The sequence below is a fragment of the Rhodococcus sp. SJ-2 genome (assembly GCF_053750035.1).
In genome coordinates this window covers 65,660-85,732 of the sequence record NZ_CM132340.1, presented here as the reverse complement: position 1 = coordinate 85,732, position 20,073 = coordinate 65,660, and the positions used below count along the sequence as shown (strand labels likewise).

18 protein-coding genes are annotated in these 20,073 nt (G+C 64.6%); 17 read left to right on the top strand and 1 reads right to left on the bottom strand.

Features of this window, described 5'->3' with window-relative positions; translation table 11 throughout:
* Nucleotides 1–30 precede the first annotated feature (30 nt).
* The 11 genes from ACSYG9_RS00410 (at nucleotide 31) to secA (ending at nucleotide 13,179) form a co-directional block, all read left to right on the top strand.
* Entirely contained in the window at nucleotides 31–1,296 is a 1,266-nt protein-coding gene (locus ACSYG9_RS00410) for a fatty acid desaturase (protein WP_440125341.1), read from the top strand.
* Nucleotides 1,293–1,478, top strand: coding sequence for a rubredoxin (locus tag ACSYG9_RS00405; RefSeq protein ID WP_440125340.1), 186 nt, complete (start codon nucleotides 1,293–1,295; stop codon nucleotides 1,476–1,478). Before ACSYG9_RS00410 ends, ACSYG9_RS00405 begins: the two co-directional genes overlap by 4 nt.
* A 46-nt stretch (nucleotides 1,479–1,524) precedes the next feature.
* Complete coding sequence (locus tag ACSYG9_RS00400; protein ID WP_440125339.1) at nucleotides 1,525–2,142, top strand: TetR family transcriptional regulator; 618 nt, start codon at nucleotides 1,525–1,527, stop codon at nucleotides 2,140–2,142.
* 96 nt (nucleotides 2,143–2,238) lie between these two features.
* Nucleotides 2,239–3,708: an adenosylhomocysteinase gene (gene ahcY, locus ACSYG9_RS00395; protein ID WP_440125338.1), complete on the top strand. Its 1,470-nt coding sequence runs from the start codon at nucleotides 2,239–2,241 to the stop codon at nucleotides 3,706–3,708.
* A 38-nt stretch (nucleotides 3,709–3,746) separates the two neighbouring features.
* Nucleotides 3,747–4,412 (top strand): dTMP kinase, encoded by a 666-nt coding sequence (locus tag ACSYG9_RS00390; RefSeq protein WP_440125337.1) that lies wholly within the window; start codon nucleotides 3,747–3,749, stop codon nucleotides 4,410–4,412.
* A 5-nt stretch (nucleotides 4,413–4,417) separates the two neighbouring features.
* Nucleotides 4,418–5,095 (top strand): MtrAB system response regulator MtrA, encoded by a 678-nt coding sequence (gene mtrA, locus ACSYG9_RS00385; protein WP_281499284.1) that lies wholly within the window; start codon nucleotides 4,418–4,420, stop codon nucleotides 5,093–5,095.
* Between the two features lie 50 nt (nucleotides 5,096–5,145).
* The gene (gene mtrB, locus ACSYG9_RS00380) at nucleotides 5,146–6,849 is read left to right on the top strand and encodes an MtrAB system histidine kinase MtrB (RefSeq protein ID WP_440127486.1); all 1,704 of its coding nucleotides are present in this window, start codon (nucleotides 5,146–5,148) and stop codon (nucleotides 6,847–6,849) included.
* Nucleotides 6,846–8,630, top strand: a complete 1,785-nt coding sequence (lpqB, locus tag ACSYG9_RS00375) for an MtrAB system accessory lipoprotein LpqB (RefSeq protein WP_440125336.1) — start codon at nucleotides 6,846–6,848, stop codon at nucleotides 8,628–8,630. The genes mtrB and lpqB overlap by 4 nt, the downstream gene beginning before the upstream one ends.
* Nucleotides 8,631–8,660: 30 nt before the next feature.
* Complete coding sequence (locus tag ACSYG9_RS00370; RefSeq protein ID WP_440125335.1) at nucleotides 8,661–9,305, top strand: ComF family protein; 645 nt, start codon at nucleotides 8,661–8,663, stop codon at nucleotides 9,303–9,305.
* A gap of 215 nt (nucleotides 9,306–9,520) precedes the next feature.
* Nucleotides 9,521–10,189 (top strand): ribosome hibernation-promoting factor, HPF/YfiA family, encoded by a 669-nt coding sequence (hpf, locus tag ACSYG9_RS00365; protein WP_440125334.1) that lies wholly within the window; start codon nucleotides 9,521–9,523, stop codon nucleotides 10,187–10,189.
* A gap of 185 nt (nucleotides 10,190–10,374) precedes the next feature.
* Nucleotides 10,375–13,179, top strand: a complete 2,805-nt coding sequence (gene secA, locus ACSYG9_RS00360) for a preprotein translocase subunit SecA (protein WP_454843052.1) — start codon at nucleotides 10,375–10,377, stop codon at nucleotides 13,177–13,179.
* 6 nt (nucleotides 13,180–13,185) lie between these two features.
* Here the strand turns inward: secA and ACSYG9_RS00355 are convergent, their stop codons facing one another.
* Complete coding sequence (locus tag ACSYG9_RS00355; protein WP_440125333.1) at nucleotides 13,186–13,530, bottom strand: Rv3235 family protein; 345 nt, start codon at nucleotides 13,528–13,530, stop codon at nucleotides 13,186–13,188.
* Nucleotides 13,531–13,858: 328 nt separating this feature from the next.
* Between ACSYG9_RS00355 and ACSYG9_RS00350 the strand changes: the two genes are divergently transcribed.
* The 6 genes from ACSYG9_RS00350 to ACSYG9_RS00325 all read left to right on the top strand — a co-directional run bounded on the left by ACSYG9_RS00350 (nucleotide 13,859) and on the right by ACSYG9_RS00325 (nucleotide 20,072).
* Entirely contained in the window at nucleotides 13,859–14,311 is a 453-nt protein-coding gene (locus tag ACSYG9_RS00350; RefSeq protein WP_440127484.1) for an HAD-IA family hydrolase, read from the top strand.
* Nucleotides 14,308–15,720, top strand: a complete 1,413-nt coding sequence (locus ACSYG9_RS00345; RefSeq protein ID WP_440125332.1) for a wax ester/triacylglycerol synthase family O-acyltransferase — start codon at nucleotides 14,308–14,310, stop codon at nucleotides 15,718–15,720. Before ACSYG9_RS00350 ends, ACSYG9_RS00345 begins: the two co-directional genes overlap by 4 nt.
* A 36-nt stretch (nucleotides 15,721–15,756) precedes the next feature.
* Entirely contained in the window at nucleotides 15,757–16,227 is a 471-nt protein-coding gene (locus tag ACSYG9_RS00340) for a DUF6912 family protein (RefSeq protein WP_454843051.1), read from the top strand.
* 74 nt (nucleotides 16,228–16,301) lie between these two features.
* Nucleotides 16,302–17,432 carry a 2Fe-2S iron-sulfur cluster-binding protein gene (locus ACSYG9_RS00335; RefSeq protein ID WP_440125330.1) on the top strand — a complete coding sequence of 377 codons (1,131 nt, stop codon included), beginning with the start codon at nucleotides 16,302–16,304 and terminating at the stop codon, nucleotides 17,430–17,432.
* Nucleotides 17,433–17,479: 47 nt separating this feature from the next.
* Entirely contained in the window at nucleotides 17,480–18,775 is a 1,296-nt protein-coding gene (locus ACSYG9_RS00330; RefSeq protein WP_440125329.1) for a fatty acid desaturase, read from the top strand.
* A gap of 61 nt (nucleotides 18,776–18,836) precedes the next feature.
* A complete protein-coding gene (locus ACSYG9_RS00325; protein WP_440125328.1) occupies nucleotides 18,837–20,072 on the top strand; it encodes a fatty acid desaturase in 1,236 nt (411 codons plus the stop codon).
* The last annotated feature ends 1 nt before the right edge of the window (nucleotide 20,073 follow it).

The window sequence follows — 20,073 nt, the reverse complement described above, 5'->3', positions numbered from 1 at the left end:
CATCTACCTCCGACTCGAAGGGGAATGGGCATGGCCACGCGCACAGAAGGGGTCCAGAACCCCTCCGCATCGCAATGGCGAGACCGCAAGCGATACCTCTGGTTGCTCGGTCTCGTCCCACCGACCGCGGTCTTCATGGCCACGGCGTTGGTCTGGGGCGGCAACCGGCTGGGGCTCGACTCGGTCACACCGGTTCTCTGGTGGATCGGGCCGATCCTCGTGTTCGTGCTCGTCCCCGCCCTCGATCTTGTCGTCGGCCCCGATGGCGAGAACCCACCCGACGAGATCGTCGAGGCGCTCGAGAACGACCGTTTCTACAGGTACTGCACCTACCTCTACCTACCGTTCCAGTTCGCGACGCTGGTGTGGGCGTGCTACCTGTGGTCGTCCGGGGACCTGTCGTGGCTCGGTATCGACGGTGGCCTCGGTGTCGTCTCGAAGATCGGCCTCGCGATCTCGGTGGGTGTGGTCGCGGGCATCGGCATCAACACCGCGCACGAGCTCGGACACAAGACCGTCCGGCTGGAACGACGTCTGTCGCGGATCGCGCTCGCGCAGTCCTTCTACGGTCATTTCTACGTCGAGCACAACCGTGGCCACCATGTCCGGGTGTCGACACCCGAGGATCCGGCTTCGGCGCGGTTCGGAGAGAGCTTCTGGGAGTTCCTGCCGCGCAGTGTGGTCGGGAGCCTGCGTTCGTCCTGGCGGCTCGAACGTGACCGGCTGGAGCGTCTCGGCCACCCCGTGTGGACGCTGCGCAACGAGGTGCTGAGTGCGTGGCTCATCTCGGTCGTGTTGTTCGCCGTGCTCATCGCAGCATTCGGGATCGGGATCGTGCCGTATCTGATGATCCAGGCCGTGTTCGGTTTCAGTCTGCTGGAAGTCGTGAACTACCTCGAACACTACGGATTGTTACGCCGGCGGACGGCGAGCGGACGGTACGAGCGGTGTACCCCTGCGCACAGCTGGAACAGCGACCACCTGGTGACGAATGTTTTCCTCTATCACCTGCAGCGACACAGCGATCACCACGCGAATCCGACACGGCGCTACCAGACGCTGCGCAGCATGGAGGTCTCCCCTCAGCTGCCCGCGGGCTACGCGACGATGCTCACGCTCGCCTACTTCCCGCCGCTGTGGCGCAGGGTGATGGACCACAGAGTCCTCGAGCACTACTCCGGAGATATCTCCCGGATCAACGTGCACCCCAGGCGCCGCGAAACGATCCTCGCCCGTCACCGCGCCACATCGAATGCGAATCAGGACCGGACGGCCGACTTCGAGAAGGAATCATGACCGACGCGTACCGACTGTTCCGCTGCCTCGTCTGCGGATTCGAATACGACGAAGCACAGGGCTGGCCCGAGGAGGGTATCGATCCGGGCACCCGGTGGGACGACATCCCTGACGATTGGTCGTGCCCGGACTGCGGCGCGGCGAAGGCCGATTTCGAGATGATCGAGATCGTCCGGCGATGAGCTGTGCGCTTTGACGCACCCGCACGGTCGTGAGACCGTCACGGTCATGGCACCGGTGCACGGACAGTCCCCTCGTCACTTCCACGAGGCGAGCCGGGTCCTGCTGCGCGCGACGATCCTCGACGCCATGCGCGGTCTGCTCCTCGAACGGGACTGGTCTTCGGTCACCATGAGCGATGTTGCCCGTGCGGCCGGGATCAGTCGGCAGACGCTCTACAAGGAATTCTCGTCTCGGAACGGCCTCGCCCAGGGGTACGCGCTGCGCCTCGTCGACGAATTTGCCGATACGGTGGGGGATTCGGTGTATGCACACGTCGGTGATGCGCGCGCAGCCCTCGTCGACGGATTCGCGTCGTACTTCGTCGCATCTGCGGCAGACCCGCTCGTGCGGTCATTGCTCGACGGCGAGGCCAAACCCGACCTGCTGCGCTTGATCACGACCGACGCCGCGCCGATCCTCGAGCGGGGCGCAGGCAGACTCGCCGACACTTTCGCGAACAGCTGGATCTCGGCACCCGCTGAGGACGCCGCGATGCTGGCCCGCGTCGTCGTGCGCGTGGCGCTGAGTTTCATTTCGATGCCCCCGACGTCGGGGTCGGATGTCGCGGCAGAGCTCGCCGACATCCTCGTGCCCTTCGTCGAGAAGGTCACCGTGGCGGATTGAGTGCACGGTGAGCCGGGCTGGGGCAGGTCATACGGCCGAGTGTTGTATAGCCTGGTGGGCATCCACCGATTGCCGATAGGAAGAGGCATCCGCACAGTGTCAGACACCACGTTTGTCGCAGACCAGATCAACGGGCTCGATTTCAAGGTCGCCGATCTCTCGCTGGCCGAGTTCGGCCGCAAAGAGATCCGGCTGGCCGAGCACGAGATGCCGGGATTGATGGCGCTGCGCCGTGAATACGCCGAGGTCCTGCCGCTGAAGGGTGCGCGGATCTCAGGTTCGCTGCACATGACGGTGCAGACCGCGGTCCTGATCGAGACGCTCGTCGCGCTCGGCGCCGAGGTCCGGTGGGCATCGTGCAACATTTTCTCTACGCAGGACCATGCTGCGGCAGCCGTGGTGGTGGGCCCGCACGGCACCACTGACGAGCCCAAGGGTGTGCCGGTGTTCGCGTGGAAGGGTGAGACTCTCGAAGAGTACTGGTGGGCAGCCGAGCAGATGCTCACGTGGCCCGGCGAGCCGGCCAACATGATTCTCGACGACGGTGGCGACGCCACGATGCTCGTCCTCAAGGGTGCCCAGTTCGAGAAGGCCGGTGTCGTGCCGCCGACGGACGAGGAGCAGGACTCCACCGAGTACCAGGTGTTCCTGCAGTTGCTGCGCGAGTCGCTCGCCGCGGACTCGAAGAAGTGGTCCACCGTCGCCGAGTCCGTGCAGGGCGTCACCGAAGAGACGACGACGGGTGTGCTGCGGCTCTACCAGCTGTCGGCTGCCGGAGAGCTGGCGTTCCCGGCGATCAACGTCAACGATTCGGTCACCAAGAGCAAGTTCGACAACAAGTACGGGACCCGCCACTCCCTGCTCGACGGCATCAACCGCGGCACCGACGTCCTGATCGGCGGCAAGGCGGCACTGGTCTGCGGCTACGGCGACGTCGGCAAGGGCTGCGCCGAAGCGCTGCGTGGCCAGGGTGCACGCGTGTCCGTCACCGAGGTCGACCCCATCAACGCGCTGCAGGCGATGATGGACGGCTTCGACGTTGTCACCGTCGAGGATTTCATCGGCCGCGCCGACATCGTGATCACCTCGACGGGCAACAAGGACATCATCACCTTCGAGCACATGAAGGCGATGAAGCACCAGGCGATCCTGGGCAACATCGGTCACTTCGACAACGAGATCGACATGGCAGGGCTCGAACGTGCCGCCGATGTCACGCGGATCAACATCAAGCCGCAGGTCGACGAGTTCCGTTTCGCCGACGGCCACACGATCATCGTCCTGTCCGAGGGGCGTCTGCTCAACCTCGGCAACGCCACGGGTCACCCGTCGTTCGTCATGTCCAACTCGTTCGCGAACCAGGTGATCGCACAGATCGAACTGTGGACGAAGCCGGACGAGTACGACAACGAGGTCTACCGCCTGCCCAAGCATCTCGACGAGAAGGTAGCGCGGATCCACGTCGAGGCGCTCGGTGGCACGCTCACCAAACTCACCAAGGAGCAGGCCGAATACATCGGCGTCGATGTCGAGGGTCCGTACAAGCCCGAGCACTACCGCTACTGATACGGCTACGGTCCGGAGCTACGAGAAACTCGAGCAGCATGGGTGTTCTGATCGTCGTCGAAGGTCTCGACGGGGCAGGCAAGCGGACGTTGTCCGCCGGCCTCGTCGAGACCTGGCGTGCGCACGGTGCGTCGGTGGCGACGCTCGCCTTCCCTCGATACGGGGAATCCGTGCACGCCGACCTCGGGGCCGAGGCCCTGCGAGGCGGGCACGGCGACACCGCCTCCAGTATCGAGGCGATGGCACTGCTGTGGGCGCTGGATCGCCGTGACGCGGTGGACGAACTCCGAAAGCTTCTCGCCGGCAACGACATTGTGCTGCTCGATCGGTATGTGGCATCGAACGCCGCGTATACCGCTGCCCGGCACCACGAGTCGGCATCGGGACCGTCCGTCGAGTGGGTGGGCGAGTTGGAGTTCGGCAGGTTCGGCCTTCCGAGACCGGATCTGCAAGTGCTGCTGCGGGTCCCCGTCGATCTCGCCGCCGAGCGCGCGCGCACGCGGGAGGCCGTTGATTCCACGCGTGAGCGCGATGCCTACGAGCGCGACACCGACCTACAGGCACGCACCGGTGCGGTGTACGACGGGCTTGCGGCGGACCGGTGGGCGTCGGAGTGGATTGTGGCCGGACCGGATTCCGACCCGCGACAACTCGCCGTTCAGATCTCAAATCTGCTTCACAACGGTCAAGGAGTGACACGATAGAGGTCATGAAGCCGAGGATTCTGGTTGTCGACGACGATTCTGCACTCGCAGAGATGCTCACGATCGTCCTGCGTGGTGAAGGGTTCGAACCCTTCGTGGTGGGCGACGGGACTCAGGCTCTTGGCGCAGTGCGCGAGATCCGCCCCGATCTCGTCCTGCTCGATCTGATGTTGCCCGGCATGAACGGGATCGACGTGTGCAGGGTGCTCCGGTCGGATTCGGGCGTGCCCATCGTCATGCTCACCGCGAAGTCGGACACCGTCGATGTCGTCCTCGGTCTCGAGTCCGGCGCCGATGATTACATCGTCAAGCCGTTCAAGCCGAAGGAACTCGTCGCGCGGGTGCGGGCGCGGTTGCGCCGCACCGAGCAGGAGCCCGCCGAGATGTTGTCCATCGGCGAGATCGCGATCGACGTCCCCGCACACAAGGTGAGCCGCGGCGAGGAGCAGATCTCCCTCACGCCGCTCGAATTCGATCTACTCGTCGCACTCGCCCGGAAGCCGCGGCAGGTGTTCACACGTGAGGTGTTGCTCGAGCAGGTGTGGGGGTACCGTCACGCCGCTGATACCCGACTGGTGAACGTTCACGTGCAGCGTCTGCGCGCGAAGGTGGAGAAGGATCCCGAGAATCCCGAGGTCGTGCTGACTGTCCGGGGGGTCGGCTACAAGGCCGGACCGCCGTGATCCGTGGGTACCGTCTGCGGCGGAGGATCACACGGAGAACTCTGCCGCTGCTGAGGTGGTCACGCACGCTGAGCAGTGGGCTCGCGCATACTTGGCGTCGATCACTTCAGCTGAGGGTCGTTGCATCGACCCTTTCCCTCTCACTGATCGTGATGCTCGTGCTGGGGGTGGTCCTCACGAGCCAGATCACCGACCGTCTCCTCGAAGTCAAGATCGATGCCGCCACCGAGGAGATGGAACGCTCTCGTGCTCTGGTGGAAGCCCAGCTCGCGGGAGCCGACGATTCCGGTTCTCTCACAGTCCGGCTCGACGGTGCTGCCGCGAGCCTGACCAACAGGGGAAGTGATGCAGGGCAGGACACCGGCGTCGCCGGGACTTTCGATCCGGTGCTCATCGTCCCCGGCGACGGGCCACGAGCGCCGACGTCGAGCGGGGCAGCCGACCAGATCCCGCAGAATCTGCGCGCGTTCGTGCAGAACGATCAGATCGCCTACCAATTCGCGACGGTCGACGACCCGGACGGATATTCGGGTCCGGCACTGATCATGGGTAGCCCGACCGAGTCCGACATCTCGACGCTCGAGCTGTATCTGGTATTTCCGTTGGCCGGCGAGGAACGTACCCTCGCGTTGGTCCGCGGAACCCTTCTCGTCGGTGCCGGTGTGCTCCTGGTGTTGCTGGCAGCGATATCCATGATCGTCGCCCGCCAGGTGGTTCTGCCGATTCGTTCGGCCTCGCGTATCGCGGTGCGCTTCGCGGACGGTCGGCTCAAGGAACGCATGCCGGTGCGCGGTGAGGACGACATTGCTCGCCTGGCGATGTCGTTCAACGAGATGGCGGAGAGCCTGTCGCGGCAGATCACCCAGCTCGAGGAATACGGCAACCTGCAGAAGCGGTTCACCTCCGATGTCAGCCACGAGCTACGCACTCCGTTGACCACTGTCCGGATGGCTGCCGATCTCATCCACGACGGCAGCGACGAGCTGGATCCTTCCCTCAAGCGTGCATCCGAACTGCTGGTCGCCGAACTCGACCGGTTCGAGTCACTGCTGAACGACCTCCTCGAGATCAGTCGACACGACGCCGGAGTGGCAGAACTCGCCTCCGAGCAGCTGGACCTGCGCATGTGTGCGCGGGCGGCGATCGGGACGGTCCGTCATCTCGCGCGCGAGACAGCGACCGAATTGATCGTGGATCTGCCGGACGATGCCGTCAACGCGGACGTCGATCCGCGTCGTGTCGAGCGGATCCTGCGCAATCTCCTCGCCAACGCCATCGACCACGGCGAGGGCAAACCGATCTTGCTGCGCTTACGTGCCGACGACAATGCGGCCGCGTTCGTCGTGCGCGACCAGGGCGTCGGCCTGCGCCCGGGGGAGGAGAAGCTCGTTTTCAACCGATTCTGGCGCTCCGATCCGTCGCGGGTACGACGCTCGGGTGGCACCGGTCTGGGACTGGCGATCAGTGTGGAGGACGCGAATCTGCACAACGGCAAGCTGGAAGCGTGGGGTGAGCCGGGTCGAGGCGCGAGCTTCCGGTTGACGTTGCCACGCGTGCGGGGGCGCAAGGCGGGCCGTAGCCCACTCCCGCTCGTGCCCACTGCGGTTCGTGCGGTCCAGGGCAAGCCCCCGCCGGAAGTTCCGGAAGGCGAGAACGCGGGAGGCGTCGAGAACGCGGCCGGTCCAGAAAAGACCGGAACGAGCGACAGCACCGGAACGAATGAGCCTGCACCATCCGAAGGAGCCGCGACATGAGCTACCGACGCTCACGTGTGGTCGGTTGCGTGATCGCCCTGTTGTCGGCGCTCGCGTTGGTGGCGTCCGGTTGTGCGAGCCTTCCCGATTCCTCATCGCCCCAGGCCATCGGAACGATCGACCGAGGCCCGGCGACGACGGAGGTGCCTGCACCCGAACCGGGACGCGAACCCGACCTGCTCCTGCGAGACTTCCTCCAGGCGAGTACCGACCCCACCAACCGCCACGTCGCGGCTCGCCAGTTCCTCACCTCGGAGATGTCGGCGCGGTGGGACGACGCAGCCAGTGCCACGATCGTCGACAAGGTCGATGTGCTGGCCGAGGAGCGTGACGACAACACCGCCAAGTACGTCGTGCGCGCGAACATCGTCGGACATCTCGAGGAGGGCGGCCTCTACCGCGCCGACAACGGTGATCTCGAAGCGAAGTTCACGCTGGTCCGGGACAACGGCGAATGGCGGATCGACGAGACGCCGCCGGGCGTGATCATGGACAAGGCTCGATTCCTCAACAGTTATCAACGTCGGTCGTTGTACTTCGTCACTCCCAACGGCAGCACCGTCGTTCCCGATCCGCGATGGATATCGGGAACCCCCGAGCAAGCGGCGACGCAGCTGATCGGGCTCCTCATCGAAGGACCCAAACCTTCGCTTGCGCCCGCCGTGCACAACGAGCTGGCCGACACGACGATCCTCGGTCCGATCACCAAGGCGGACGGCCGGACCAGTCAGGTCGGCGTGGGCCTCGGCGGGATCCGAGTGGATTTCGGCGGACTCGCGTCGCTGGCGGAACCGGCAAGGGAACTCCTCGCCGCTCAGGTGATCTGGACGCTGGCCAACGCCGAGATCGCGGGGCCGTACGTCCTCCTCTCGGACGGACAGCCTCTGGATGAGCGCTACCCCAACGGGTGGACCACCGCGGATGTGGCGACGATGAATCCACTGGCGACTTCGGGGACACCGATCGGGTTGCATGCGCTTCTCGGAGGCAGTCTGGTCAGTGTCGCGGAAACCGGCGTCACGCCGGTTCAGGGCTTCTTCGGTTCGGTCGACAACCTTCGTTCGGTGGGGATGTCGCGCGACGGAGCCCTTCTTGCGGCCGTAGCGGACACCGGTCGGCCGGCACCCGAGCCTGCCGCGGAGCTCGTGGTCGGTGCCTACAACGACGGAACGCCGGAACCGGCTGTCGAAGGAGCGTCCATCACCCGGCCGTCGTGGGCACCCGACAGCAATTCCGTGTGGGCGGTCGTCAATGGCACTGCCGTCGTGAGGGCGGTCCGAGAACCGGGTAGCGGACGCGTCACAGTCGTGGGGGTCGAGGCCGGAGCGTTCCGCGCGCTCGGCGGCCGCATCAGCGAATTGCGTCTGTCGCGCGACGGTGTGCGCGCCGCGATGATCATCGACGGACGCGTGTATATCGCGATCGTGGTGCAGACCCCGAACGGTGAGTTCTCGCTCACGAGTCCCCGCGAGATAGCGTTCGATCTGGGCGGGCCCGCCTTGTCGCTGGACTGGAGCACTTCCGACACAGTCGTGGTCTCCCGCTCGGCCTCCGACATTCCCGTCGTTCAGATCGCGATCGACGGATCGCGGATGGACGCGCTTCCGAGCCGGAACCTGACACCACCGGTCGTCGCGGTCGAAGCATCGACCACCACCGAGTACGTCGCCGACACGAGAGCGGTCTTCCAACTGAACAACAGCGATCCTGCAGGTGACCGGTACTGGCGGGAAGTGCCAGGCCTGGCCGGGTTGACCGCGGTGCCGGTGTTGCCCGGCTGACCTGTCGTACCGGCCCGGCACACTGTGCAGGTGCTCTCAGCGCTCCTCGACCTGGTGCTGCCCGTCCGCTGTGGCGGCTGTGAGACGCCGGGCACTCCGTGGTGCCGGAGGTGCGCCCGCACTTTGAACGACTCGCCTGCGCGGGTGCATGCGCGGGTCGACCCGGGGGTGCCGGTGTGGGCGCTCGGGGCGTACTCCGGCGCTCGGCGCAGCGCTGTCGTCGCTGCGAAAGAGCGCGGTCGCCGCGACCTCGCGACACCACTCGGATTGGCGGTGGCGGTCGCGATCGCCCGATTGCGGCGATGGGGTGAGATCCCCGGCGGGCCTCTGCTCGTGGTGCCTGCACCGAGCCGCGCCAGGGCAGCGAGAGCGCGCGGCGGAGACCCGGTCACCCGGATGGCCCGGTGCGCGGCCTCTCACGATCGGTTGCTCCACGTACATCCCGTATTGGTCACCGATGCCGGGGTACGCGACTCCGTCGGCTTGTCGGCGCGTCAGCGGCAGGCCAACCTTGCCGGACGCATCTCGATTCGGGCCGCCTCTGTACCGCGAGGACTTCCCTTGCTCGTGATCGACGACATTGTCACCACCGGCGCAACTGCGGCCGAGGCTGTCCGAGTGCTCCGAAAAGAGGGGTTTCGGACGTCCGGAATTCTGGCGATCGCACATGCCTGAGCGGGTCTGTGTGATAGGCGGCGAACTGCCGAAAAAGTGAATTCGATCGGAACAGTGGCGGACCTTCCGGTTACGTACTACCGTCGGCCTCAGACCCGGAAACAACAAGGTAGACGGGTAGAAATACTCGATCTGTCTCGTGTCGGGCAGAGCGCCGAGGCGCTCATCGATCCTGCCGGTGCGCGTGCTGCGCCGGCCGTACTCGGGAGGTACGAGTGACGACCCCTTCGAATTCCACCGTCGCGGTCGCCGATACCGGCGACTCCGCTCCGCAGACCGTGAACGCCGATGTGGTGGTGAAAGGCCGCAACGTCGAGGTACCGGATCATTTCCGGATCTACGTGTCGGAGAAGCTAGCTCGGCTCGAACGGTTCGACCCGACGATCTTCCTGTTCGACGTCGAACTACAGCACGAGCGCAACCGTCGCCAGATGAAGAGTTGCCAGAGGGTGGAGATCACGGCCAGAGGAAAAGGACCCGTCGTTCGCGCGGAGGCCGCGGCCGACAGCTTCTATGCAGCATTCGAGTCGGTGACGGCCAAGCTCGAGTCGCGGCTTCGTCGCACGAAGGACCGCCGTAAGGTCTCCTACGGGGACAAGACCCCGGTATCGGTTGCAGAGGCAACAGCGGAGCTCGCGCAAGACGACTCGCTCGGAATCTCGCCGGACATCAACCTCGACGGATACGAGCAGGAACCGGAGGGCCCCGGCCGGATCGTCCGTACCAAGGAACACAGGGCAGATCCGATGACGGTCGACGACGCACTGTACGAGATGGAACTCGTGGGCCACGACTTCTACCTTTTCCACGACAAGGAGACGGACAAACCGTCGGTGGTGTACCGCCGCCATGCGTTCGACTACGGGTTGCTCAGACTCGGATGACGTCTGTGTGAGGCGGCGATGAGGTAGTCGCCATCGCCGTCCGCTCGATAGAACGCCTACCATGGAATCCGGCCGGGGTCCGAAAGGCCTCGGCCGGATTTTCTTGTCCGTGCAGGTACCCGAGATTGAGGACGAACACACCAGTGCTGTCGCTGACGAAGCTGCTCCGATTCGGTGAAGGTCGCATGGTCAAGCGGCTCAAGCACATCGCAGAGCACGTCGAATCCATCGCCCCGGAGTTCGAAAGCCTGACCGATGAGGAGCTGCAGGCCAAGACCGCAGAGTTCCGCGGCAGGCTCGAGGACGGGGAAACCCTGGACGACCTGTTGCCTGAGGCGTTCGCAACGGCTCGGGAAGCATCGTGGCGCGTCATCGGTCAAAAGCACTACACCGTGCAGATCATGGGTGGCGCGGCCCTGCACTTCGGCAATATCGCCGAGATGAAGACCGGTGAAGGCAAGACTCTCACCTGTGTTCTTCCGGCCTACCTCAATGCTCTGTCCGGCGACGGTGTCCACGTGGTCACCGTCAACGACTACCTCGCCAAGCGCGACTCCGAGTGGATGGGCCGTGTTCATCGGTTCCTCGGCCTCGAGACGGATGTGATCCTCTCCGGACTCACTCCGGCCCAGCGCCGCGCCGCATATGCGGCCGACATCACATACGGCACGAACAATGAGTTCGGCTTCGACTATCTGCGCGACAACATGACGCATTCCCTCGACGATCTCGTGCAACGCGGGCACAGCTTCGCGGTCGTCGACGAGGTCGACTCGATCCTCATCGATGAAGCGCGCACGCCGCTGATCATTTCGGGACCGGCCGACGCGTCGAGCAAGTGGTACGCGGAGTTCGCGCGCATCGTGCCGATGCTCAAGGCCGATGTCCACTATGAGGTGGACATCAAGAAACGCACCATCGGTGTGCACGAGGCCGGCGTCGAATTCGTCGAAGACCAACTCGGCATCGACAACCTGTACGAGGCGGCGAACTCACCGCTGGTCAGTTACCTCAACAACGCGATCAAAGCGAAAGAGCTCTACACCAGGGACAAGGACTACATCGTTCGCGACGGCGAGGTCGTCATCGTCGATGAGTTCACCGGGCGTGTGCTCTCGGGCCGCCGGTACAACGAGGGCATGCACCAGGCCATCGAGGCCAAGGAGAAGGTCGAGATCAAGGCGGAGAACCAGACCCTCGCCACCATCACACTGCAGAATTACTTCCGGCTCTACGACAAGCTCTCGGGCATGACCGGTACGGCCGAGACCGAAGCCGCCGAACTCCATCAGATCTACGACCTCGGCGTCATCCCGATCCCGACGAACCGCCCGATGATCCGCGTGGATCAGGGCGATCTCATCTACAAGTCCGAGGAGGCGAAGTTCGCCGCCGTGGTGGACGACGTCGTCGAGCGGCACCAGAAAGGCCAGCCCGTTCTGATCGGTACCACCAGCGTCGAACGTTCGGAGTACCTGTCGAAGCAGTTCACCAAGAAGGGCGTGCGCCACAGCGTCCTCAACGCGAAGTTCCATGAGCAGGAGGCTCAGATCATCGCGGAGGCGGGCCGGTCCGGCGCGGTCACTGTGGCGACCAACATGGCCGGCCGTGGCACCGACGTCGTACTCGGTGGCAACCCCGACATCCTTGCCGACATCGCATTGCGTAAGCGCGGTCTCGACCCGGTCAATACTCCCGAGGAGTACGAGGCTGCGTGGGATCCGGCCCTCGAACAGATCAAGGCCGAGGTCAAGGCCGACGCCGACCGGGTGCGCGAGGCGGGCGGGTTGTACGTCCTCGGTACCGAGCGGCACGAGTCGCGGCGTATCGACAATCAGCTGCGCGGTCGTTCCGGCCGTCAGGGCGACCCGGGTGAGTCCCGGTTCTATCTGTCGCTCGGCGATGAATTGATGCGACGGTTCAACGGCGCGGCCCTCGAATCGATCATGACACGTCTCAATCTGCCCGACGACGTCCCGATCGAGGCGAAGATGGTCTCGAAGGCGATCAAGAGCGCGCAGACTCAGGTCGAGCAACAGAACTACGAGATCCGCAAGAATGTTCTCAAGTACGACGAGGTGATGAACCAGCAGCGCACCGTCATCTACGAGGAGCGTCGCCGGATCCTGCGTGGTGAGGATCTCGAAGGCCAGGTCGAGCACATGCTCACGGATGTCGTCACCGCATACGTGGACGGTGCGGCCGCCGAAGGGTACGTCGAGGACTGGGACCTCGAGCAGCTGTGGACCGCCCTCAAGACGCTCTACCCGGTTGCTGTGGACTACAAGAAGCTCGTCGCGGAGAACGAGGATCTCGACCGCAATGAGCTGCGCGAGATCCTGCTGCAGGACGGACGCGAAGCATACGCGCGCCGCGAGACCGAGATCGAGAGCATCGCAGGTGAGGGCGCGATGCGCGAACTCGAGCGTCGTGTATTGCTCTCCGTCCTGGACCGCAAGTGGCGCGAGCACCTCTATGAGATGGACTACCTGAAGGAGGGCATCGGTCTGCGAGCGATGGCCCAACGCGACCCGCTCGTCGAGTATCAGCGTGAAGGCTTCGACATGTTCACCGGCATGCTCGAAGGTCTCAAGGAGGAATCGGTCGGTTTCCTGTTCAACCTGCAGGTCGAGGCGAATGCATCCCAGCCGCAGACCCCGGGAGGCGGAGTTGCCGTCACCCCCGCGTCCGCTGCGGCGGCTGCCCGCAACGCACCCTCGTTGACCAAACCTGCACAGCCTCAGCAGCAGCCACAGCAGCAGCCTGCGCCACCGCGGCCGCAGCCTGCTCCGATGGCCCTGCGCGCGAAAGGACTCGACGAGACCGAGCGTCGATTGACGTACACCGGTCCGGCGGAGGACGGTCGTGCCCATGTGGCCCGCAGTACCGGCCCGAGCGAAGGGGCAAACCCCCAGCAGAGCGGGACGCGCCGACAACGCCGCGCCGCTGCGCGCAAGGACGCCAAGACCAAGACGAACCGGCAAGGCTGATCCTTTTCAGCCGAGCCACAGGGTCGTGATCACCCATCCGTGACGGGTGTGTCCGCGTGCCGGTGCACGTACGACCCGTCCGGCCATCGCGAACACCCGATGCCCGCGCGCGTAGGACCCGAACAGTTCTGCCGTGCGGGCATCGACCGTCTGCAGACGTGCGCGAAGCACGACTGCCGAGTCCGCGTCGCCTCGCGCACGACGCGCGGCACCGAAGGTCTGGACCAGGGCCGGCGTGAGGACCGTCGCGAGCTGCGCGTCCGGTCGGCGGCCGTCCACGACTTCCAGAACGAGCCTCACGGCGAGGTCTGCGAACCGGTGCGCGCTCGCATCGACGTCCCTGTTCGGCACCGTGTGCGCCCACTGGTGCGGTCGACGCCGCTCCGCTGCTGTGCGAGTTCGTCCGGATCGCCCGGAGTGCGGGGTGGTCCGGGGTAGCGCATGCGGGCGGTGCGCGGTGCAGGGCTCCTGAACCGGCGGCTCGAAATGTGGAACGGGCCGGATGAAGCGACCGGACTGTGGAGGTGACATACGCGAGACTCCCGGGGCGTCGGCTGGTACCGGCCGGCGGACACCGGTCGGTGGCAGGCTCCGGGAGAGGACGGAACCGGGGACATCGTGACATATTGTCGCGCAGTAGGCTCGGGTGACGTGATCAGAAGCCGAGGAGCGAACAGTGCTGCGCGGATTGATCTTGGATTTCGGAGGGGTCCTCGCCGGACCGGGTACGGAGGCTCGGGCGCTGTGGACGATGGTGGCCGAGTTGCGCAGTCGCGGTGTGCGCGCGGCGATCCTGAGTAACGATCCCGGTGGAGCAGGGCCCGGTGCCCGTGCGCTGCGCCGCCTGCGGACGGACCTGATGGTCGATGAGGTCGTCCTGTCCGGCGACGTCGGCGTAGCGAAACCCGATGCAGCCAGTTATCTTCTCGTGGCACAACGATTGGCGCTGGAACCGTCGCAATGTGTGTTCGTCGACGATCTCGTCGTGAATGTTCGCGGGGCCACCGCGGTGGGGATGGTCGGTGTCCACCACCACGTTCCGCGCGCGACGAGGGAGGAGTTGGCCGTACTCTTCAATATCGGTGTGGCATCGGAAGATGCCGACGGGATCGAGGGGGGCGCTTCGCAATGACCAGCCGAATGACGGCGCAGGACGCATCGTTCTACTACCTGGAGACGAGCAACACCCCGATGCACATCGGATCGTTGGCGATCCTCGAACCGCAGGAGGGCGGGCTCGACTACGAGAATGTCGTCCGCCTCGTGGAAACGCGTCTCCCGGAGGTCGCGAGGTACCGGCAGAAGGTCCGTGAAGTGGCCTTCGGTATGGCACGTCCGGTCTGGGTGGATGATCGGGACTTCGATATCACCTACCACGTGCGACGCTCGGCGCTGCCCCGGCCCGGATCGGATGAGCAGCTGTTCGACCTGATCGCGCGTTTGATCTCTCGTCCGCTCGATCGCACGCGTCCGCTGTGGGAGATGTATCTCGTCGAAGGTCTCGCCGACGGCCGGGCAGCGTTGTTCACCAAATCCCACTCGTCACTCGTCGACGGCGAGGACTCCCTCGAGATCGGGCAGGTGCTATTCGATCGCACGCCCGAGCCGCGCGAGGTCGCCGAAGAACTCTGGATGCCTGAGCGGGAGCCGTCCGACATAGCGTTGCTTGTGGGTGCGTTTGCGGGCGTGGTGGCGCGGCCCGGGGAGGGCGTGGCAGCGGTGCGCGCTGCGTTGGGCGATATCGCGTCGACGGTTACCGAAACTGTCGATGTGGTGGGCAGGCTTGCGAGGACTGCTGCGCAGTCCGCGCCGGAATCGCCGCTGAATGCCTCCATCTCACGCAGCAGGCGGTTCACTGTTGTGCAGTCCGATCTCGAACCCTATCGAAAGATCCATGCCCGCTACGGATGCACGATCAACGACGTGGTCCTTGCCGTCATCGCGGGCGCATTACGTTACTGGCTGTTGTCGCGTGGAGAACCGCTCACCGAAGCGACGACAGTCCGCGCGATGGTGCCGATGTCGGTGTACATACAGAAACAGGAGGGGCCGGCCGCCGCGAGTGACACCATTCAGGTCCATCCCCAGGGCGAGGTGTCGTCGTTCCTGGTGGATCTACCGGTGGGCGAACCGAATGCGGTGGTACGTCTGTCCCACATCTCGCACGCCGGGGAGGCGTATTCGCGGCAGCGTCGCCGGATCGCCGCGCAGACGATGATCAGGCTGTCGGGCTTTGCCCCCGCCACGATGCACGCCGTGGGTGCGCGGGTGGCGACGGGGTTTTCGCAACGAATGTTCAACCTCATGATCACCAACGCGCCGGGCCCCCAGCACCCGTTGTATCTCGCGGGAGCGCGCGTCCTTGCGATGTACCCGGTGTCGCCGTTGCTCAAGACGCAGGCGCTCAGCGTTGCCCTCACGTCGTACGACGGCAACATCTATTACGGTTTGAATGCGGACCGCGATGCCATGCCCGACGTGGATGTCCTCGCATCATTGCTGCACGAGTCACTCGAGGAGTTGTTGGATGCCAGTAGGTGAGAAGTGACGCGCGTCTATGTGCCGGCGACGCTCGCGATGTTGCAGCGGCTCGTGGCCGACGGCCGGATCGAGGCGGTCAGCGGGACGGCCTTCGCTGTCACTGCTGCGTTGCGTGAGGCGTATACGGCGGGCGACGACGATGAGCTGGCCGAGGTTGCGATGGGAGAGGCCGCCAGAGCCTCGCTGCGCCTGCTCGCAGCGGAGGACGACGACGGGACGTTCGGACCTCGGCGCGTCGTGATCGCGGCAGACGTCGACGTCGCGACGCCCCGCCCCGATCTCGACGATGCGGTGATCAGGCTCGACGCGCCGGTTCCGATGTCGGCTCTCGCGTCGGTCCACGTCGATCTGGGCACGGCCGAGAGCGATGTCGCGCGGGCCGTGGCGGTGATCGACGCGGCGGATCTCGGTGATGAGGAAGCGGAATTCGTGCTCGGCGACGCCGAGGATCACGAGCTCGCGTGGTATGCGGCTCAGGAGGTGCCTTTCCTTCTGGAGCTGCTCTGAGATCTCGCAACCTACGCCACCGTAGCTTCTGTTAACCTACGGTGGCGTAGGAGTCGGCGAGGAGAAGGTGTCGGATGGGTTTGAAGGAATGGATCGAGAAGCCGGCGGCACACGTCGTGTCTTCGGAGCGGTCCTTGTCGAATGTGCTGCGCGGCGCCGTTGCGCGTGTGACCACGCCATTGCTGCCCGACGACTACCTCCATCTGGTCAATCCGCTCTGGTCGGCACGTGAGCTCCGCGGCAGAATCGTGGAAGTGCGTTCGGAGACGCCCGACTCCGCCACGATCGTCATCCGCCCGGGGTGGGGTTTCGACTTCGAGTACGAGCCGGGCCAGTACGTAGGTATCGGGCTGCACATCGAGGGGCGCTGGCACTGGCGGTCGTATTCACTGACCTCCACGCCCGTTCGCGACGACAAGCTCATCTCGATCGCTGTGAAGGCGATGCCGGAGGGTTTTCTCTCCAGCCACCTGGTCAGCGGTGTTCCGGCCGGTACTGTTGTTCGGCTGGCGGCCCCTCAGGGGGACTTCGTCCTTCCGGATCCGCCCCCCGAGAAGATTCTCTTCCTCACGGCGGGTAGTGGTATCACGCCGATCATGTCGATGCTCCGGACGCTCGATCGCCGCGCGACCGAACGAGACGCTGCGATCTCGGACGTCGTTCATGTCCACTCGGCGCCCGCCGCGGACAGCGTGATGTTCCGCTCAGAACTGGAGGGATTCGACGAAAGCCACGACCAATTCCGTTCGCACCTGCAGTTCACGCGCGAACAGGGCAAGTTCGCTCTGTCGAGCCTCGACGAGGTGTGCCCGGATTGGCGCGACCGCACGGTCTGGGCCTGCGGTCCTCAGGCGATGCTCGACGATATCGCTGCGTTCTGGAAGCGTGCGGGTGTCGATGAGAAACTCCACCTCGAGCGATTCGCGGTGTCCCGAGCCGACACGTCGGGATCCGGCGGTACGGTGACCTTCGCCAAGTCGGGTAAGACGGTCGCCGTCGACGGCGCAACGACCCTGCTCGAGGCAGGGGAGAGTGTCGGTGCTCTCATGCCGTTCGGCTGTCGCATGGGAATCTGTCAGACTTGTGTTGTGCCGTTGGCAAAGGGGCACATCGTCGACCTTCGGTCGGGCAAGGAGCATGCAGAGGGCGAACGTGTCCAGACCTGCATTTCTGCGGCCGCGGGCGATTGCACGCTCGACGCCTGACCGCGTCGTTCGACACAGGTCGTTCAACACAGGGGGAAGGGCCCCGTTTGGCTATCAGCGATATTCGCGAATTCGCGCATCTGACCGATGCCGATGTCGAGGCGCTCGGACGTGAGTTCGACGCGATTCGAACAGATATCGAGCGGTCGCGCGGTGTGCGCGATGCGCGGTACATCCACAACACCATCCGGCTGCAGCGGGCACTCGAGGTCGTCGGGCGCTTGGCGCTGTTCCGGTCCCGAGAGCGGACGTGGTGGTTGTTGGGCACTGCATCGTTGTCTCTATCGAAGATCATCGAGAACATGGAGCTCGGGCACAATGTGATGCACGGGCAGTGGGATTGGATGAACGATCCCGAGATCCACTCGACATCCTGGGAATGGGATCAGACGGGTCCGTCCGAACATTGGAAGCGTGCCCACAACTACGCGCACCACACGTACACGAACATCGTGGGGATGGACGACGACGTCGGATTCGGAATCCTCCGGATGACTCGCGACGAGAAGTGGCGTCCGATCAACCTCCTGCAGCCGGTGGCGAACGTGATCCTAGCTGCGACCTTCGAGTGGGGCATCGCGCTGCACGATCTCTCGGCAGCGAAAGAACTTTCGGGTATTCCTCGTACGCAATGGAATTCAGGTCCGAACAAGGAGTTCGCCGTCAAAGCGGGCAAGCAGGTCCTCAAGGACGGCGTGTTGTTCCCCGCGGTCACGGGTCCTGCATGGCGATCGACACTGAAGGCGAATCTCACTGCGAATCTCGTCCGCAATCTCTGGGCGTACGCGGTGATCTTCTGCGGGCATTTCCCTGACGGCGCGGAGAAGTTCACTCCCGGCGAATTCGAGCGTGAGACGCGCGGGCAGTGGTATCTGCGCCAGTTGCTCGGTAGCGCGAATATCTCGGGCGGCAAGATCATGGGCTTCATGACGGGCAATCTGAGTTACCAGATCGAGCACCATCTGTTCCCGGATCTGCCGAGTAATCGGCTTCCCGAGATCGCGGCCCGGGTTCGTGCGTTGTGTGGCAAATATGATCTGCCCTACACGACCGGGTCGCTGGGGCGTCAGTACTGGCTCGCTCTGCGGACGATTCACAAACTTGCTCTTCCCGACCGGTTCTTGCAGGCGACATCCGACGATGCGCCGGAGACCTCGTCCGAGCGCAAGTTCCGGCACGTGCGAGCGAATGTGGGATTGCCTGCTATTGCCACAGATCCGATCACGGGCCGGCGACGAGGTCTGCTCACCGCGTTGCGGGCGCACGCGGAGGGCGCCGTCGCGGGAAGACGCATGAAGACTGCTGTGCGACACGGGAAGCCGCACGCGCACCGCAGTGCGTGATTCCCGTCACAGACCGAAATCCGTTAACCTACGGAGTCGTAACCTACGGTAGGGTAAGTGCATGGCGATTTCGGATGTCAAGGAGTATGCGCACCTCACGGAGGCCGACGTCGAGGCTATCGGTCGCGAACTCGACGCGATCAGGCGCGATGTGGAGGACTCGCGCGGTGAGCGTGATGCCCGCTACGTCCGCAACACCATCCGGCTGCAGCGTGGTCTCGAGATCGGGGGGCGCGTGGTGCTGCTCGGCTCGCGGAAGCGTCCGCTCTGGATTCTCGGGACCACCATGCTGTCCCTGTCGAAGATCATCGAGAACATGGAGCTCGGGCACAATGTGATGCACGGGCAGTGGGATTGGATGAACGACCCGGAGGTGCACTCGGCGAGCTGGGAATGGGACAACGTCGACCCGTCCGCGCACTGGAAGACAACCCACAATCACCACCACCACAAGTACACCAACATCCTGGGCATGGACGACGATGTCGGATACGGATTGCTCCGGGTCACGCGCGATCAGCGATGGAAGCCGTTCTACCTCGGCAACGTCGCATACAACGCGATCCTCGCCTCGCTGTTCCAATACGGCATCGCGATTCAGCTCCTCGAACTCGGCAAGGTCATCCAGGGCCGTGACGATCGTGAACTGACGAAGGCGCGTGGCAAGGAAGTGCTCGCCAAGATCGGCAAGCAGAACCTCCGCGACTACGTGGTCTATCCGGCGCTGACCGGCAAGGCATGGAAGTCCACGATCAAGGCCAACGCCACCGCGAACCTCGTCCGCAACCTGTGGACCAACGCCGTGATCTTCTGCGGGCACTTCCCTGACGGAGCCGAGAAGTTCACCAAGCAGGACATAGAGAACGAGACCCACGCCGAGTGGTACCTGCGACAGATGCTCGGGTCGGCGAACATCTCGGGTGGCAAGGTCATGGATTTCATGACCGGAAACCTGAGCTACCAGATCGAGCATCACATCTACCCGGATCTACCGTCGAACCGGTACGCCGAGATTGCCGTGCGGGTGCGTCAACTCTGCGACAAATACGACCTGCCGTATACGACAGGTCCGCTCGCGGTGCAGTACTGGAAGTCATGGCGGACCATTGCCAAGCTGTCGCTGCCCGACAAGTTCCTCAAAGACACTCGCGACGCCGCGCCCGAGACGGCCTCCGAACGCGGTTTCGGCGGATCTGCTGAGGTGGATCCGGTCACCGGCCGCAGGCTGGGGCTGGCGACCGCCATCGAGAAGACCCGCAAGCGTGGTCTCGTCCGCCGTGTGCTCGGGATGCGCTGAC